General features: G+C 43.2%; 11 protein-coding genes. 9 read left to right on the forward strand and 2 right to left on the reverse strand.

What is annotated here, in order from left to right; all coding sequences use genetic code 11:
- Nucleotides 1–83: 83 nt before the first annotated feature.
- Entirely contained in the window at nucleotides 84–1,298 is a 1,215-nt protein-coding gene (locus BAE46_RS11285; protein ID WP_006002951.1) for a Na/Pi symporter, read from the forward strand.
- Here BAE46_RS11285 and BAE46_RS11290 read toward each other — a convergent pair.
- A complete protein-coding gene (locus BAE46_RS11290; protein ID WP_070112857.1) occupies nucleotides 1,295–3,445 on the reverse strand; it encodes a TonB-dependent receptor family protein in 2,151 nt (716 codons plus the stop codon). The genes BAE46_RS11285 and BAE46_RS11290 overlap by 4 nt on opposite strands.
- Nucleotides 3,446–3,737: 292 nt before the next feature.
- Between BAE46_RS11290 and BAE46_RS11295 the strand changes: the two genes are divergently transcribed.
- The 5 genes from BAE46_RS11295 to BAE46_RS11315 all read left to right on the forward strand — a co-directional run bounded on the left by BAE46_RS11295 (nucleotide 3,738) and on the right by BAE46_RS11315 (nucleotide 10,026).
- On the forward strand, nucleotides 3,738–4,907 hold the full coding sequence (locus tag BAE46_RS11295; RefSeq protein WP_006002947.1) for a DcaP family trimeric outer membrane transporter: 1,170 nt from the start codon (nucleotides 3,738–3,740) through the stop codon (nucleotides 4,905–4,907).
- Nucleotides 4,908–5,247: 340 nt separating this feature from the next.
- Nucleotides 5,248–5,466, forward strand: a complete 219-nt coding sequence (locus BAE46_RS11300; protein ID WP_070112860.1) for a DUF485 domain-containing protein — start codon at nucleotides 5,248–5,250, stop codon at nucleotides 5,464–5,466.
- Nucleotides 5,466–7,082: a sodium/solute symporter gene (locus BAE46_RS11305; protein ID WP_006002943.1), complete on the forward strand. Its 1,617-nt coding sequence runs from the start codon at nucleotides 5,466–5,468 to the stop codon at nucleotides 7,080–7,082. The genes BAE46_RS11300 and BAE46_RS11305 overlap by 1 nt, the downstream gene beginning before the upstream one ends.
- Before the next feature lie 224 nt (nucleotides 7,083–7,306).
- Nucleotides 7,307–9,250 (forward strand): acetate--CoA ligase, encoded by a 1,944-nt coding sequence (gene acs, locus BAE46_RS11310; RefSeq protein WP_070112862.1) that lies wholly within the window; start codon nucleotides 7,307–7,309, stop codon nucleotides 9,248–9,250.
- A gap of 125 nt (nucleotides 9,251–9,375) precedes the next feature.
- Nucleotides 9,376–10,026, forward strand: a complete 651-nt coding sequence (locus BAE46_RS11315; RefSeq protein WP_006002939.1) for a response regulator transcription factor — start codon at nucleotides 9,376–9,378, stop codon at nucleotides 10,024–10,026.
- A 5-nt stretch (nucleotides 10,027–10,031) separates the two neighbouring features.
- Here BAE46_RS11315 and BAE46_RS11320 read toward each other — a convergent pair whose 3' ends face one another.
- Nucleotides 10,032–13,478 (reverse strand): PAS domain-containing hybrid sensor histidine kinase/response regulator, encoded by a 3,447-nt coding sequence (locus BAE46_RS11320; RefSeq protein ID WP_006002937.1) that lies wholly within the window; start codon nucleotides 13,476–13,478, stop codon nucleotides 10,032–10,034.
- A gap of 153 nt (nucleotides 13,479–13,631) precedes the next feature.
- On the opposite strand from BAE46_RS11320, the gene BAE46_RS15130 reads away from it, so the two are divergent.
- Genes BAE46_RS15130 through BAE46_RS11330 form a run of 3 tightly spaced genes read left to right on the forward strand, consistent with a single transcriptional unit; the run spans nucleotide 13,632 to nucleotide 16,190 of the window.
- Complete coding sequence (locus BAE46_RS15130) at nucleotides 13,632–14,507, forward strand: CBS domain-containing protein (RefSeq protein WP_342341487.1); 876 nt, start codon at nucleotides 13,632–13,634, stop codon at nucleotides 14,505–14,507.
- Nucleotides 14,488–15,507: a DUF294 nucleotidyltransferase-like domain-containing protein gene (locus BAE46_RS15135; RefSeq protein WP_342341488.1), complete on the forward strand. Its 1,020-nt coding sequence runs from the start codon at nucleotides 14,488–14,490 to the stop codon at nucleotides 15,505–15,507. The genes BAE46_RS15130 and BAE46_RS15135 overlap by 20 nt, the downstream gene beginning before the upstream one ends.
- 2 nt (nucleotides 15,508–15,509) lie before the next feature.
- A complete protein-coding gene (locus tag BAE46_RS11330; protein WP_006002934.1) occupies nucleotides 15,510–16,190 on the forward strand; it encodes a 3'-5' exonuclease in 681 nt (226 codons plus the stop codon).
- Nucleotides 16,191–16,232: the final 42 nt, after the last annotated feature.

The following is a 16,232-nucleotide window of genomic DNA, read 5'->3' on the forward strand; positions in this document are numbered from 1 at the left end:
ATTCAAAGTTTAATAAAAGCTTCACAAAAGTGCTGTACAACCGTGAGGTGTTTATAGTGCCGTTAACTTATTGAGTTATATTTATGCCTTCATCGCCTAATAGTTCAAAGCAGAATCAAAGCAAAATTGCCAATGTAAAAGAGGTTATTTCGCATATTGAGCCTTCAAAGGTTTTGAACAACTTACAAAGCTGGCCGAAGTTTATTCGCTGGCTTTGCTTAATTGCGCTCATATTTGCGATGCTTACCGCGGTTGGTCTTATTGGTGGCGGCTTTAAGGTGGCCACTCAAGAGCATGCCAGCACCTTATTTGAATATGCCTCAAACCCAATACTGGGCTTGATTATTGGCATGGTGTGCACCGCGCTACTGCAGTCTTCAAGCACTGTTTCTTCTATAATTGTGGCTATGGTGGCGGGTGGACTGCCTATTACTATCGCTATTCCTATGATGATGGGCGCTAATATTGGTACCAGCATCACTAATACAATTGTTAGCCTAGGCCACATTGGCAACAAGCAAGAGTTTCAAAGAGCCTTTAACGCGGCGACTATTCACGATTTCTTCAATATTTTTGCGGTGCTTATCTTTTTACCCATTGAGATATTGTTTGGCTTACTCGAAAAAACTAGCGCATTTTTAGTCTCCTTTGTCACCTTTGGCTCGCCCACTGATATAGGCGGTTTTAATCCTATAAAATTAATTACCTCACCCATAATAGACACCGTTAAAGCACTCACCGAAAGTTTGTCACCCCTATGGGATGGCACCGCCCGCATCGCTATTGGCATGGTACTGATTATTTTATCCATTACATGGATGGGCAGAATAATGAAGTCACTTATGGTTGGCCGCGCGCGGCAGATGTTACAAAATAGCTTAGGCCGAGGCGCTATATCAGGCATAGCTTCGGGTACCTTGGTAACAGTATTAGTGCAGTCAAGCTCTACCACCACGTCACTAATGGTGCCCCTAGTAGGCAATGGGATTGTGACAGCGCGCTCTATTTACCCTTTTACACTTGGCGCTAACATTGGCACTTGTATCACTGCGGTAGTGGCTGCGCTGTCTATAACCGGCCCAAATGCCAACTTGGCATTGCAAATTGCCTTTGTGCATTTTGTGTACAATTCAATGGCGGTATTGCTAATATATGGCGTGAGTTTTTGGCGAGAATGGCCGCCTAACTTGTCGTATCAGCTTTCTTTGAGAGTAGCCGAGCAAAAGGCCTATGGTATCGCCTATATTGCGGGCGTGTTCTTCATAGTGCCATTGCTGGCTATATTCCTGTTAACTTAAAACGAATACTCTAAACCAATAGAAGCTGTTTGTGGTTTATTTGGGCGAGCACCGTGTGGTGAACGGGCAACGATGTTCTGCTCGTCAAACAAGTTTTGTATTTTAAGAAAAACAGTCATGTCATTATTTACGTCAAAGCGACTTATAAAATCAGTTACAAATAAGGACTCTGTTTTGTCAAATTCACTGTTGCCACGGTTGCAGCCTACAGATACACACATTTCATCCATATATTTTGCCACAACGTAATTTGCCCAACCTTCATTGTTATCAAGACCTAACCTAAGGCTAAACACGTTTTGCGGAATATCTCTTAGTTCATCGCCATCAAATAAGCCTGCTGTTGTATTATCATTGCTTATTTCGCCTTTGGTATAGGTATAGGCAAAGTCTACGGGAATTAAAAAGCTTTCATATGTAAAAGAGTTACTTACATGAAACTCAATGCCTGATACAAGCGATTCGCCTAGCACATATGAGCCTGAGTCTGCGCCATTGTCGCAGGGGTTGGCGATTGAGCAAATTTGGGTAGTGTCACTAAAATCACTGTAAAAGATAATTGCCTCGGCAAATAAGGCATTTGCGTTATAGCGTGCACCCACTTCGAAGTTATTGCTGGTTTCTGGCTCTTGGTTAGCTTTAGCGCCGCCGCCTAATGGAGAGAAGCCTTTGTGCATACCGCCAAGGACTTGCCATTCATTGTTTATGTCATAGGTAAATGACACTCCCGGTAGCCATTCATCCGTACTATTTGCACGAGTGCTGGCGATAGCTGTACGCTCAACATCTGCAAATTGATTGCGAAATGACTCAACGTCTTCGTAGCGTAACATTAGGTTAAGGTTTAATGCTTGCGTTACTTGCCAGCGATCAGTTATCCAAAAGCTGGTTGCATCGGCACCCTCAAGTCGATTATTGCTGCCTGTGGGTGCTTTTGTACCCGTAAAAAGGAGGCTGCCGTTTATTTGATCATAAATATCGACAGGCTGAAAGCGGTCCATGTCGTCGCTATGATCGCGAATACCAAATTCAATATCGTGTGCATCTAATGACCACCGAACGTTAAACTCGATCCCTTTTGATTCATATTTTCGATTATTGTTTTTGTAGTTTAGTCCCGTTTCATCAAGCTCACCGCGCAAAATTGCAAGTGCTTCAGCGTCGCCGCTATTAGCGGCATTAACGTAATTGTTACCGCCGTCTAATTTAAACCAGTTGCGTGAAAACTCGTTGTAATAACCAAGCACGTTTATACTTATCTCATTGTTTATGTCGTAGTTGTAGTTCAAGGTGTAGCTGTTGTGTGAATTGTCCATACGGTCAATTTCTGATAGCCCATAGCGTCTGTTCTTATCTTGGAAAAAGTCAACATCCGCTAGGCCTAAATAGGTCTCATTACTTGTTTCTTCAGAATACTGTATTTTGGCCAAAAGACTGCTTTGATCGCCGGTCCACTCGAGTTTTGCTACATAGTCTTCAATATTGAAGCCAGCATCGCGCTGTGAGCGATCAATGTTTTTGAAGCCATCGCTGCTACGCTGAACCGTTTCTATTAGTGCACCAAACTGACCGTTTGTGCCACCAACAAAGGCATGAATATCTCGGCTACTGTTTTCACCAAACTGCGTTAACACTTCGCCGCCGAATTTTACCGGTACTGGCGTAGAAACAAGGTTTATAACCCCGCCTGTGGTTTGTGGCCCATAGCGCAGGAGAGGCGCGCCTTTTAATACCTCTATAGCTGAAATACGAAACGCGGTAGGGAAATAGTAAGCTGCGGGATTCGAGTAGGGCGCAGGTGCCATCATTACGCCATCTTCTAACAGGGTTACTTTACTAACACGACCTGCAGAAGCAGCGCGGATCCCAATATTTGGACGCAGACCTTCTCCATCCTCTTCTCTAATGTAAACACCAGGAATGGTTTTCATTAACTGATTAATGTCGGTAGAGGCTTCTACCGTTATTTGGGCTTGGTCGATATACGCGCTAGAACCAGCAATTTTTCTAGCTTGGGACTTGCTGCCTATAATCTTTATCTGTTCAATATTGCTTTCAAGGGCGAGTGTATCGTCAGCTATCGCTGATACTGACAACGGCGAGATTAATGCTGCAATAACTGCCTTGGCAAGTGTAGTTCGTTTCATTTTGATCCTTGTCGGTGGCGTAATACGTGGGAGAGTCATTTTTGTAAACGAGAATAGTACTCATTTGCATGTATATTTGCAAGTCAGAATATTAATTATTTTAAAATACAAGTAGAAAATAATGAAAGCTAAGCAAGGTTTTTTCGAACTAGCCGGTAATCTCATATTTTAAAAGTCGCAAGTACGACTTCAGTCTTACAGACCATTGGCGTATTTCAACTAGGCTGATTATCGTGAATACTCCGTGTTAATTAAATATGTACACAATGTTAACAAACTACGGGATCTTATAATGAAATTAACAAAATTATGTTCTGCCACTTTAATTGCGCTAGGTACTTTAGGCCTTTGTAGCACTGCAAGTGCAGCAAGCGCGACTTTGGGCGATACTAGCGTTAAGTTTAGCGGTTATATAAAAGCCGATGCTATATTCAGTAATTATTCAGACGGGTCGCTTGGTTCAGGCAACCTTGGCAGAGATTTTTATATACCTTCGCTTACACCAGTGGGCAAAGATAAGGAAAGCACACAGTTTGATGCGCATATCAGACAGAGTCGTTTTCGCTTCACCACTAACACGCCTACCGACGAAGGTGATTCTATAACAGGTGTTTTAGAATTTGACATGTTAGCAACGGGTGGTGGGGACGAGCGCGTTAGCAATTCTTATGTTCCACGGATAAGACACGCGTTTATTAAGTATAAAGGCTTTTTAGTAGGCCAAACATGGTCAACCTTTATGGACACCGGCGCGCTACCAGAGTCTGTCGATTTTATCGGTAGCACTGACGGCACAATATTCAATCGTCAAACACAGCTTAGGTATACTGCTGGAAGCTGGGATTTTGCAGTAGAAAACTCTGAAAGTACAATCACGCCCTTTGGCGGCGGTGGTCGTATTGTGGCCGATGACGGCGCCATTCCTGATTTTGTGGTCAGATATACTCATACCGCTGACTGGGGTTATGTGAAAGTAGCTGGTTTAGCGCGTCAGTTGGCCTATGACAATGGCGCTGACATTGACACTACACAAGCCTCTTATGGTCTTAGTGTCACCAGTAAAATAGGTGTTGGCGCGCAAAACGACATCCGTATTTCGGTTAACAGCGGCGCCGGTTTAGGCCGCTACTCGGCAATAAATGCAGCCAACGGCGGTGTATTAACCGCAAATGGAGAAATAGAAACCATTGATTCAAGTGCATTTGCTGTTGCTTATCGCCATGTTTGGAATGATGAATTCAGATCTAACATTATTTACTCAGCGTTTAGCGCCGACAACAACGTGGTGTTAACAGGAGAAAGTGTCACAGCTAAGACTCAAAGCATGCGCTTGAATTTATTCTATCAGCCAACAGCTAAAATAACCGTTGGCGCTGAGTACGCATTGGCTAAACGTGAGATAGAGTCAGGCGCTGACGGTGATATGAACCGCCTTCAGTTTTCAATGAAGTATGCATTTTAATAGCGAGTGTTCTGGTGAAGACGGGCCTTATGCTTACCTTATTAGAGCATAGCCATTATCATCAGACTTTAGTGGCAATGTGCGATTCTTTATTGTTATAAATGCTAGTTTCTTGTTATTTTTAGATAACACATTATTTACAAAATTAACGTTTAAGACACATTAAGATATGAAGCTGTGTTGCTAATAACTGAATGAATCAAAAAAATAATCTGCTGTAGTCGAATGGGCACACCGTTACAGCAGATTTTAAAAATATACATGTCCGGTTCCATTTATAAAAAAATATTGAGGAATAATATGTCAAATAAAACTTTTAAAAACCTACGGGGGCTTCATTATGGATAGTAAAACTAAGTTTGCAGCCATTGCGTTATCAATTTATACGGTTCTATATTTTGGTGTTGCGTTAATGACGTCTGCAGCATTTAAAGACATCGCGGCAATACCAATTGCAGGATTACCTTTAGCTATTTGGGGTGGTTTGCTGATCATTGTAACGGGCGTAATTATTACCCGTTTATACCTCAAAAAGATGAGTGAAGAGGATTCTAAATAATGGAAAATATAGTTGCGTTAAGCATTGTAATGTTAGGTATTGCGCTGTCACTTTTTATCAGTTTTTACCATCGTCGTTCTACCAGTTCAACTGCTAACTTTTATGTGGCGGGTGGCGGTATTTCACCTCGCGTAAACGGCTGGGCTATGCTGGGAGATTACGCAAGTGCTGCTAGTTTTTTAGGTGTGGCAGGTGCGGTTGCGCTTATGGGCGTAGACGGCTGGTGGCTTGCACTGGGTTTCTTTGCCGCTTGGATTGTTGTTTTGTTGCTTATCGCTAGCCCGCTCAAAAACGTGGGAAAGTATACGGTTGCCGACTTACTCAATGCCCGTTTTAAAGGTAAAGAGAAAGGTATTCGTACTATCGCCATGGTGTCTACTTTAGCGCTGTGTGTTATGTACTTAATTCCACAAATTGTAGGTGCTGGTCATTTGTTTGGTCTATTGTTGGGCTGGAGCTACTTACCAACGGTGATGGTTACTGGTACGCTAATGGGTGTATTTGTTATTTTAGGCGGTATGAAAGGTACGTCTTATAACCAAGCGATTCAAGGTGCGATCTTGTTCGGCGCGTTATTATTCTTGTTAGTGTTTGGTATTGTTTCAATATTTGCTGGTAACCCTGTTGGTGTTATTACAGCGGCCAATGAAATGGTGCCCCCTTTGTTAGCAGCGGCTAACCCTGAAGCAGTCGCGCTTACTGCCAGTATGGCAAATGCTGCTCCTGGTGAAGCAATAACGGCAGTACGCGAATTAATGCCCGCCGCCGCTAGCGCAGTAACGCCTGGTGTTGGCTTGAGAAGCCTTGCTGATAATGCAAGTTTGGTTATTGCGTTGTTCTTTGGTGTGCTAGGTTTACCACACATCCTAATCCGCTTTTACACGGTTTCAAGTGCAAAAGAAGCGCGTAAATCAGCTGAAATTACTATATGGGGTTTAGCGATTTTCTACGCGGCGGTTTTCTTTGTTGGCTTAATCGCTATGTACGGTCTTTATCCTCAGTTAGTTGCTTTACTTGCAGAAGGTAAGCGCGGCGTTGCTACCAACATGACCATGCCTATGTTAGGCGACATGATGGGCGGACAAGTGCTTTTGGGTGTTATTGCGGCAGGTGCTATGGCGGCGATGCTGTCTACTTCTGCTGGCCTGCTAATTTCAGCTACCACAAGTCTTTCACATGATTTGTATAAAGGTATTTTGAGGCCTGACAGTACTGACGAACAGCAGCTACGTTTTGCTAAAATAGGCGCTGGTTGTTTAGCCCTAATTGCTATTGGCATGTCTGTTTGGCTTAAAGACCAAAACGTAGCAATGCTTGTAGGTATGTGTTTTGGTATAGCCGCTAGTACCTTTGCACCAGCTTTAGTATTTGCCGTATGGTGGCGCAAGCTTACTAGTCAAGCAGTTATTATTGGTATGGCAACAGGTTTGGTTACGTCTTTATTATTTACATTCGCCCGCTTCTTCGGTGTCGATTCAATAATAGGCTTAGACGTACTTATTAACCCAGCGCTTTACTCTATGCCGCTTGCTGTTGTGGTCACTATAGTGGTAAGTTTAATGACCAACGACTGTGGTGAACTCGACGAGTTTATGGCTAAAGCACACGGTAAGTAATGTAAAACGATGTTCGTTTTGTCCTACCTAGTGTAGAAAAAAGGGTGCTTGTGCGCCCTTTTTTATTAGGTACTCGCTATCAACAATACAAGCGCCAATCGAAAAAAGTACGAGCCTTACATTGGTCTGACGTCTTAACAATTACTACCAAAGTACTATTTTTATATACACGAATTAGACTATTGTAAGCAAGGACTTATTACCCGATCAACGGAGACAAAACCATGAGTGTTAAACAATACCCAGTACCCGCTTCTTTAACCCAAGGCCCGCATTTCAGCGACGCCGATTATAAAGAAATGTATGCAGCTTCGGTGAGTGACCCTGATGCATTTTGGGCTTCACATCTTGATGAGCTTGATTGGATTAAAACCCCCACAATCATTAAAAATACCAACTTCTCCTCCGACAGCTGCCAGATTAAATGGTTTGAAGATGGCCAGCTTAACGCAAGCTACAACTGTATAGACAGGCATTTAAAAGATAAGGCTAAAAAAGTGGCCATCTTTTGGGAAGGCGACTCACCAGACAGTTCAGAACAAATCACTTATCAACAGCTTCACTATGAAGTGTGTAAGCTTGCCAACGGTCTTAAAAAGTTAGGCGTTGAAAAAGGTGACAGTGTTGCGATTTATATGCCCATGACGCCTCACGCTGCTTACGCCATGCTAGCATGTGCCAGAATAGGCGCAGTTCATTCTGTTATCTTTGGTGGTTTTTCGCCAAATGCAATCGCTGACAGAATTAATAACAGCCAAGCTAAAGTAGTCATAACCGCCGATGAAGGGCGCAGAGCAGGGCGCTGCGTTGTGCTGAAATCAAACGTAGACGAAGCCATTGCAAATGGCGCTTGCCCCTCGATAAGCGCAGTGTTAACGCTTCAGCTTACCGGTGGCGACGTCTCTTTTAATAATAACATTGACGTTTGGTGGCATGAATTAGTGGATGACTGTAGCGCGCAGTGCGAGCCAGAAGTCATGAACGCTGAAGACCCGCTATTTATTTTATATACATCGGGTTCTACAGGTCAACCTAAAGGTGTTTTGCACACCACAGGCGGTTACTTGTTATACACATCACTAACGTTTCGCTATGCTTTTGATTATAAGCCCAACGACATTTATTGGTGTACTGCCGACGTAGGCTGGATCACAGGTCATAGTTATATGGCGTATGGTCCTTTGGCAAATGGCGCTTCGCAGGTATTCTTTGAAGGCGTACCCACGTATCCAGACGTACGTCGCATTGCCCAAATCGTTGAAAAATATAAAGTGAACAGCCTTTACACAGCGCCAACCGCAATTCGGGCACTGATGGCCCATGGTGAAAAGCCAGTAGAAGGCTGTGATTTATCGTCGCTGCGTATTCTTGGTTCGGTAGGCGAGCCTATTAATCCAGAAGCGTGGGAATGGTACTACAAGCTTATTGGTGAAGAGCGCTGCCCAATAGTAGATTCGTGGTGGCAAACTGAAACTGGGGGCATGATGATTTTCCCAATGCCAACATCAACAATGTTAAAGCCTGGTTCAGCAACACGCCCATTCTTTGGTGTACAGCCAGCGCTAGTTGACCCCGAAGGTAATGAAATCCAAGGTATTGGAGAGGGTAATTTAATCATAAAAGACAGCTGGCCAAGTCAAGCCAGAACGGTTTATGGCGATCACAAACGCTTTATTGAAACCTACTTTAGCGCATACCCGAACGTATACTTTACGGGCGATGGCGCGCGCAGAGACGAAGACGGTTATTATTGGATAACAGGGCGTGTGGATGATGTACTGAATGTGTCGGGTCATCGCCTAGGTACCGCTGAAATTGAAAGCGCATTGGTGTCGCATAAGAATATCGCAGAAGCGGCGGTAGTCGGTTTCCCGCATGATATTAAGGGCCAAGGCATATACGTGTATATATCCCCAATTGAAGGCACCGTAATTACCGACGAATTAACCGCTGATGTGAAAAAGTGGGTCAGAAAAGAACTGTCGCCTATTGCAACGCCTGACTTAATTCAATGGACAACAGGCCTACCGAAAACGCGTTCAGGTAAAATTATGCGGCGTATTTTACGAAAAATTGCAGCAAATGAGCATGATCAACTAGGCGATACATCTACCCTAGCTGATCCTAGCGTCGTTGATTCCTTGATAGACAAACGACTTAACCGATAATTAGTCACAAAGGCCGTGAAGTGAGGTGAACGCACGTTTACCTCACTATTTTATTCATTCAGTCGTTGCGATTGGTTAATAAATTGTTAAACTACTTGAAGTAGATTAACAAACACGGAAGCCTTATGATCACCCTCCTAATTGCAGACGATCACCCGTTATACAGAGACGCCTTAAAAGGCGCTTTAAACCTGTCCTTTACCGACCTTAACATTTTAGAAACTAACGATGTAAACAGCACCGTATCTACATTGCAAGAAAATGAGGTAGACCTGCTTTTATTAGATTTACATATGCCAGGCAGCAGCGATTTATTTGGATTTTTACATATTCAAAAGCAATTTTCAGATTTGCCTATAGCGGTTATATCGGGCACTGAAGATGCCAGCCTCATCTCTAAAATTATAGCCTTAGGCGCAATTGGTTTTATCCCTAAAACGGCTAGCGCTAGCAGCATAAATGAGGCAATAAGCACAATGCTTGAAGGTGATGTATGGCTGCCAGAGTCTGTGCGCCTGAAAATAAAAGACGTAGACAAAAACTTCAGTAAACTTGCTGAAGATGTAGCCAGTCTCACGCCGTCGCAATACAAAGTGCTGTGTTACATGAAAGACGGGCTGCTCAATAAGCAAATTGGCTACAACTTAGGTATTGCTGAGGCGACTGTAAAAGCCCACGTCACCGTCATTTTCCGTAAGCTAGGTATAAACAATCGCACTCAAGGGGTATTAATTGCAACAGGGCTGCAGTTAGAGCCGCCCGTAAACGAGTATTAAAAATGTCACTCCTGGGTAACATCCACGTTTTGTATAAATTTCGCCATGCTTTGAATAAGCGCTCGTAGTTTTGCGGGTTTCAGTGGCTTCGATAAGTAGTTTACTCCCTGATCGCTGCAAAGCTTGAGCAAGTCATCACTCTTTTGCGCAGTCACTAAACATGCAGGCATAATCATATTAAGCTGCGTACGCAACAAATCTATTATTTCTAAGCCATCAGCGCCTTTGCCTAACTGATAATCTACCAGCAAAATATGCGGCTTAAGGGTATTTGCGACCTCAATAGATTCTTTGTAAGACTGCGCAAGGCCTACTTCAATCCCCCATTTCTCCAGAACTGTTTTCATGGCATCAAGGTTTTCTTGCTGATCGTCAATACACAGTATTCTTAGCTTGCTAAAAATAGAATTAATCGGGCTTGGCATTACCTTTCGTTCTTCAGGGGGCGCAACACTGGCAAACTCAATACTAAAGCACGAACCTACTTTCACTTTAGAGTCTACGCGAATACTGCATTTAAGCTGTTGGCTTAATCTTTTTACTACGCTCAAGCCCAGGCCCATCCCCTGCTCTTGCGTATTTTCTACTCTGTAAAAATCGCCAAAAATAGCCGCTTGCTGAAGTTTTGATATGCCGATGCCGGTGTCACGCACTTGAATAAGGACTTTGCTTCCCCGTTTTCTTACGGTCAGTAATACTTTGCCTTTTTGAGTGTACTTCACTGCATTTGAGACAAGGTTTTGAATAATTCGGTAAAGAGAGGTTTTGTCAGCGCTCACCCAGCATTCAACCGCTTTATACCTGAGCTCTAATCCTTTTTCTTTTGCTTTCATACTCATTTCGTTAATAATAGGCGTAATGGTTGCCGCAATATCGACGGTTTCTATAAAGGGTTTTAACTGCCCCTGATCAAACCGTGATATGTCCAGTATGGTACTTATAATGGTCTCACTTGATACGACAGAGTCATTGAGCTTTGCTAAGATATCACCTGTATCATTGTCAAATTTGTTTTCTTGTAGCGCAGCCAAATATAACTTTGCTGCATTTAAGGGCTGTAAAACGTCATGACTGGCTAAGGCTAGAAAGCGGGTTTTACTTTCGTTAGCATCTTCGGCTTCTTTTTTTGCGCGAATTAAGCTTTTTTCTAAATGATTACGTCTTTCTATTTCTAAGCGTAGTTCAGCATTAATAGAATGCACTTCTTCGGTTCTTTTTTCCACGCGTGCAGCCAAATTGACATTTGATTTTTTTAAGGCCTCTTGCGTTTCAATGTATCCCGTTATGTCATGATAGCTAATAACGAAGCCGCCGCCCGGCAGCGGATTACCCACCATCTCAATGACATGACCGTTGTCTTGAGTACGCCTAAATTTATGCGGTGCGGCATCTCGCAATAAGCGCATTCGGCTGTCAATCTGTGCTTCAATATCGCTTGAATCGAAGTTCGCTCGAAGTCTGTTGTGACGCACTAGTAGCTCAATTGGAGTGCCAATGTTCATAAGATGATCTGGATAATTAAATAAATTAGTATAGCGTTTATTCCACGCAATTAACTTAAGGTTTTTGTCTATGACACTTATGCCTTGATCAATATTTTCAAGAGACGCAAGCAGGGCACTCATATTAAATTGCATGGCTTGAGCGGTGTCATCAAAAAAATTGACGACGTCTGTAATATCGAGTGATTTGCCGCGCACTAAGCTTTCTATTAATGCCCTAGCGCTAGAAGAGCCTACCGCGCCGCCAAGTGCACGTTCGCAAAACGCAAGCAGTGCTTCATCTACTTTGTTGTGTAAGCCTGATTTATTTAATGACTGTCGCTCATATGCTTCAAATAACTGCTCACATCGTCTTTTGCCTGTAAATCGGGCAATTAAGGTTTTTAAGTCAGCGACACTGACTTCAACTATTTTATTTTCGCTATATTGATTGCCTAAACTAGAGGGCTCAACGAATAGTTTGGCTTGAATGCGATCATTAAGGCTTGGTTTTGCAAAAAGAGAAAAACCAATAAAAAATATAATATTGGTTAACAAGCTATACAGGGCACCTTGGCTCAATAAGTGGGTTTGATAACCAGAAAGATAGTCAGATCCATTCGGAGTCAACAAGGGAATAAAAAGAAACATAAGCCATACTAAGAATCCTGCAATTAGTCCCGCATATACACCATGGGCATGTGCCCGGTGCCAGTATAAGCCGCCTACAATAGCCGGCAATAGCTGAATGACCAGTGAAAAAGCAAGTAAGCCTATAGAGGCAAGCGATGCTTGGTTTGCCATATACTGTTGATAGACAAATGCAAGGCATAAAATACCAAAAATAATAAAGCGCCTTATACTTTTGATTCTCTTCACGCGGTTCACGCCAGCATAGGTCTCCTTGTCCATCAATTTAGGTAGCACCAAATCGTTGGTTATCATAGTGCTAAGGGTAAGTGTGGCGACTATAATCATCGCGGTCGCAGCTGACAAACCGCCTAAAAATACAATTACTTGTAATAAGATAGAATCTGACACCATTGCAATTCCCATTACGTAATTGTCGCCGCCTAAGCCTTGCTCAGCAAAAATTGCTTTACCTGCTGCGGCAATTACCGGAATGGTCAAGGCTATTAAGACTAAATAAGCAGGAAAAAACCATCGGGCTGTGCGCAAATGGCTTATTTTTAAATTATCGATAACCGCTACGTGAAACTGCCGAGGCAAACAAATAACCGCCGCGGCCGCCATCAATGTTTGCATCCAAAAGTCGAATGATGCGAACGCACGCAGGGCATTTGGCTGCGTATATTCGTGCAATAGCGTTTCGCCAGACGTGCTTTCCCAATAGCTGTAGCCAACGATGGCAATCAACACAAGCGCGAACAATTTGAAGCATGATTCAAAGGATATGGCTAATATTAGTCCTCTTCTATACTGTGTTACGTCGGTGTTGCGTGTGCCAAAATACATGGCAAAAACAGCAATGAAAGAAGTCGATAAAATAATCATCAAGGCGGTGTCTTCTTGCTTTGTGATTAACCTAAAGGTAGAGCCTATTGCCTGAAGTTGCAGCGCGATGTAAGGAATAGCGGCTAACAGTGCAATAATCGTGACCAGCAATGCAATCACCTGACGTTTGCCGTAGCGAGAGCTTATAAAGTCGGCAATAGTACTTATATGCTGTTTTTTACTCACGTGCGTAAGCTTGTAAATGAAGCGATAGAAGACCAAATATACAATAGCAGGACCCAGTAAAATGGGCAGGTACATCCATTGCTGCTTACTTGATTGGCCAACTGCCCCAAAAAAAGTCCACGCGGTGCAATAAATACCTAATGCAAGGCAGTAAACTAGAGGGTGAGAGGTTAACCAGCGCGCCGCGGGTGAGTTTGTATCGCCCCATTTTGCGACCCAAAATAGCAGCATTAAATACGCTATAGCCAAGGCTAGCCAAGCAAAAGACATGTAAACTTCCTAACAAATAAGTAACAACTTGTACTCTATCATAAACCGTTTTGATACCAAGGTGGTACGACTAAGGTATTATTTTACAAGCTTGGTAAAGCTTTGCTGTTAACATTGCGCATACACTTAAGTGACGCTTAACAAGGAGGGACTATGAGTAAGACAACAGATCATCCGCCCAACACAAACCACAGTTCGCAGCAAACCTTAAGTTTTTTACAACAGCAAAGCCCCTTCGATAAGCTTGATATTAGTACTTTACGTGACATAGCCAGCACGAGTCATCTAATTTACTTAACCACCCAAAACAAAGAGTCTTTATTAGGGAAGCATCGTGGCGCTTTATTTTTGATTCAAAGCGGGCAATTTTCGATTAAGGTCGCCTCTTCACCTATTAGGCACTTAAGTGACGGCGATTATTTTGGCTTTTCCAATTTAATCGACAATATTGACTATGGTCTCAGCGTTGAAGTGGACAGCCCCGGAATAGTTCAGTGTGTCAGCGCGGCTAACTTTAGCAAAGGGCTTAAAACGCGGGCCTTTAAAGGGTTCTTCAACGCTCTTAATGCCGACGCTTTGCAGAATCAAGCGGTCAGTGATTCTAATTCCATGTGGTTGCATAAGCGTTTAGATGAGGTGGTTGATAATATACCGCTTTGTGTATTGCCTACTGATACCGTAAAGCATGCGGCGGTTCAAATGAACGAACGCAGAGTGTCGTCGGTGTTAGTCATGAGCAACGAAGTGCACCGCGAAAAAGTGCTGGTGGGCATATTGACCGATCGCGACCTGAGAAGCAGAGTCGTTGCCTCAGGTATTTCCTTGTCTACGCCGGTGAGTGAGGTAATGACTAAACAGCCCGTGTTTTTAACTAGAAATGAGACTATATTTGATGCGATATGCATCATGAATGAACAAAGTATTCATCATTTACCTGTTTTAGATGCACACAAAGCAGCCGTACTCCATAATTACAAACACCGATATTTCCAAACAGCAAAGGGCCAGCGTGTTGTTTGTTATTCGTGATTTAACCAAAGCTAACAATAAAGAGGCCTTAGTAAAGATAGCCCTGCAAGTACCCCAGTACATTGCTAAGTCGGCAACTAAAGCGGGCGACTATGACATTGCTGGGAAGATACTTGCACAAGCCACCGATATTATTACCCGCAAACTCATTAGCTTTTTTGAACAAGAAATTGGTTACGCTACAATGCCATTTACATGGTTAGTATTTGGGTCACAGGCCAGAGAGGATCAAACAATGGGCTCTGATCAAGACAATGCCTTATTATTGGAAGGTGAGCCTAGCGAGGCGCAAGCCCTGTATTTCTCTCGTTTAGCAGATTATGTATGTAACGCGCTTGGTGAATGCGGTATTAAACTTTGCGACGGTAATATAATGGCCAGCAATCCTGCACTTCGCGTTTCACTGAAAGCGGCTAAGCTTGAATCAAAAAACTGGGTGGATAATCCAACCAACGAGGCAATATTAGACTTCAATATTTATTTGGATGCGCGAGCAGTTGCAGGTGATATGGACTTGTTTACTGAGTTGCAAAAATATCGCCAAGATTTATTTAAAGAGTCATCATTCTTGGCTGCTTTAGCGCGAAATGCGCATGAGGCAAGCGTGCCGCTATCAATGTTTCAAAAGTTCATCTATGCAAAAGACTATGAGCATAAAGACGCCATTGATATCAAAAAATCGGCCGTTCTAATTATTAATAACGTGGTGAGACTTTACGCTTTAGCGAGCGGGCTTTCTTTGCCTGGCACGGTGGCTAGACTACATAATTTACCGCACAACTCCGACTTAACGCTTAAAGACAGAAACAACCTTCGCGATATATGGTTGTTTATGAATCGTTTAAGGTGGCGTCATCAGCTCACCAACAAGGTCGATAACAATTTTGTGCGGGTAAGTGATTTGTCTTCTATTGAAAGGCATCAGCTTAAAGCGGCCTTGCAGGCCATTTATAAAACGCAGCAGGCGGTTGTATTTAAGTTTTCAGGCGGAGCTAGCTAAATATGATTGACAAAATAGTGCGGGTCTTTACTACTATACTGCGAAGGCCGCCGCCTAGTGCAGAGCGTTTTAAAAATATGTTCTGTAGCGAGCTGCCTATGTTAGCGCTAGATTTAGAACTTACCGACTTAAATACAAAGCTGGCTAAAGTAACGTCTATTGGCTGGGTGCAAGGTATAGGCTTTGATGTAGACTTGTCGAGCGCTTATTATCAGGTGGTGCGAGCCAGCGGCGATTTGAAGCAAAGCCCAGTAATACACGGCCTAGTGGCCGATGAAATTGCGAAAGGCCAGCATGTTAAGGCGCAAATAGCGCAGCTACAGCAATATGCACAAAGCCATGTTTGGGTGTTTCATAACGCCGCGCTTGATGTCGCTGTGCTGAGTAAGCTGTGGAAACTGCTTGAGCTTGAACCCGTTACCATTACTACCATCGACACCATGTTGCTAGAAGTGTATGTGGTAGAGAAAAAACATGGTTTTGTGCCTAATGGCGAGGTGACGCTAGGGCAATCAAGAGGCCGTTATGAGCTAGCTTCTACACCCGCGCATAATTCACTAGACGATGCTCTAGCCACCTTAACTTTATTATTTGCGCAGCTCTACTCGCTTAATAAAGCCAGTAAAATAACCCTGCAAGGACTAGGCCATACAGGGGCAGTGAGAGCTTATACGCTAGGGTAGAGTGCTATTTGAGTCTGAAAATAGCGCAGTGAACAGCAAAAG

This window comes from Glaciecola punicea (assembly GCF_001756615.1).
Lineage (GTDB): Bacteria > Pseudomonadota > Gammaproteobacteria > Enterobacterales > Alteromonadaceae > Glaciecola > Glaciecola punicea.

What these genes read in the sequence shown, in the direction of transcription:
- BAE46_RS11285 (WP_006002951.1), top strand. Translation starts at nt 84, where the DNA reads ATGCCTTCATCGCCTAATAGTTCAAAGCAGAATCAAAGCAAAATTGCC.
- BAE46_RS11290 (WP_070112857.1), bottom strand. Translation starts at nt 3,445, where the DNA reads ATGAAACGAACTACACTTGCCAAGGCAGTTATTGCAGCATTAATCTCG.
- BAE46_RS11295 (WP_006002947.1), top strand. Translation starts at nt 3,738, where the DNA reads ATGAAATTAACAAAATTATGTTCTGCCACTTTAATTGCGCTAGGTACT.
- BAE46_RS11300 (WP_070112860.1), top strand. Translation starts at nt 5,248, where the DNA reads ATGGATAGTAAAACTAAGTTTGCAGCCATTGCGTTATCAATTTATACG.
- BAE46_RS11305 (WP_006002943.1), top strand. Translation starts at nt 5,466, where the DNA reads ATGGAAAATATAGTTGCGTTAAGCATTGTAATGTTAGGTATTGCGCTG.
- acs (WP_070112862.1), top strand. Translation starts at nt 7,307, where the DNA reads ATGAGTGTTAAACAATACCCAGTACCCGCTTCTTTAACCCAAGGCCCG.
- BAE46_RS11315 (WP_006002939.1), top strand. Translation starts at nt 9,376, where the DNA reads ATGATCACCCTCCTAATTGCAGACGATCACCCGTTATACAGAGACGCC.
- BAE46_RS11320 (WP_006002937.1), bottom strand. Translation starts at nt 13,478, where the DNA reads ATGTCTTTTGCTTGGCTAGCCTTGGCTATAGCGTATTTAATGCTGCTA.
- BAE46_RS15130 (WP_342341487.1), top strand. Translation starts at nt 13,632, where the DNA reads ATGAGTAAGACAACAGATCATCCGCCCAACACAAACCACAGTTCGCAG.
- BAE46_RS11330 (WP_006002934.1), top strand. Translation starts at nt 15,510, where the DNA reads ATGATTGACAAAATAGTGCGGGTCTTTACTACTATACTGCGAAGGCCG.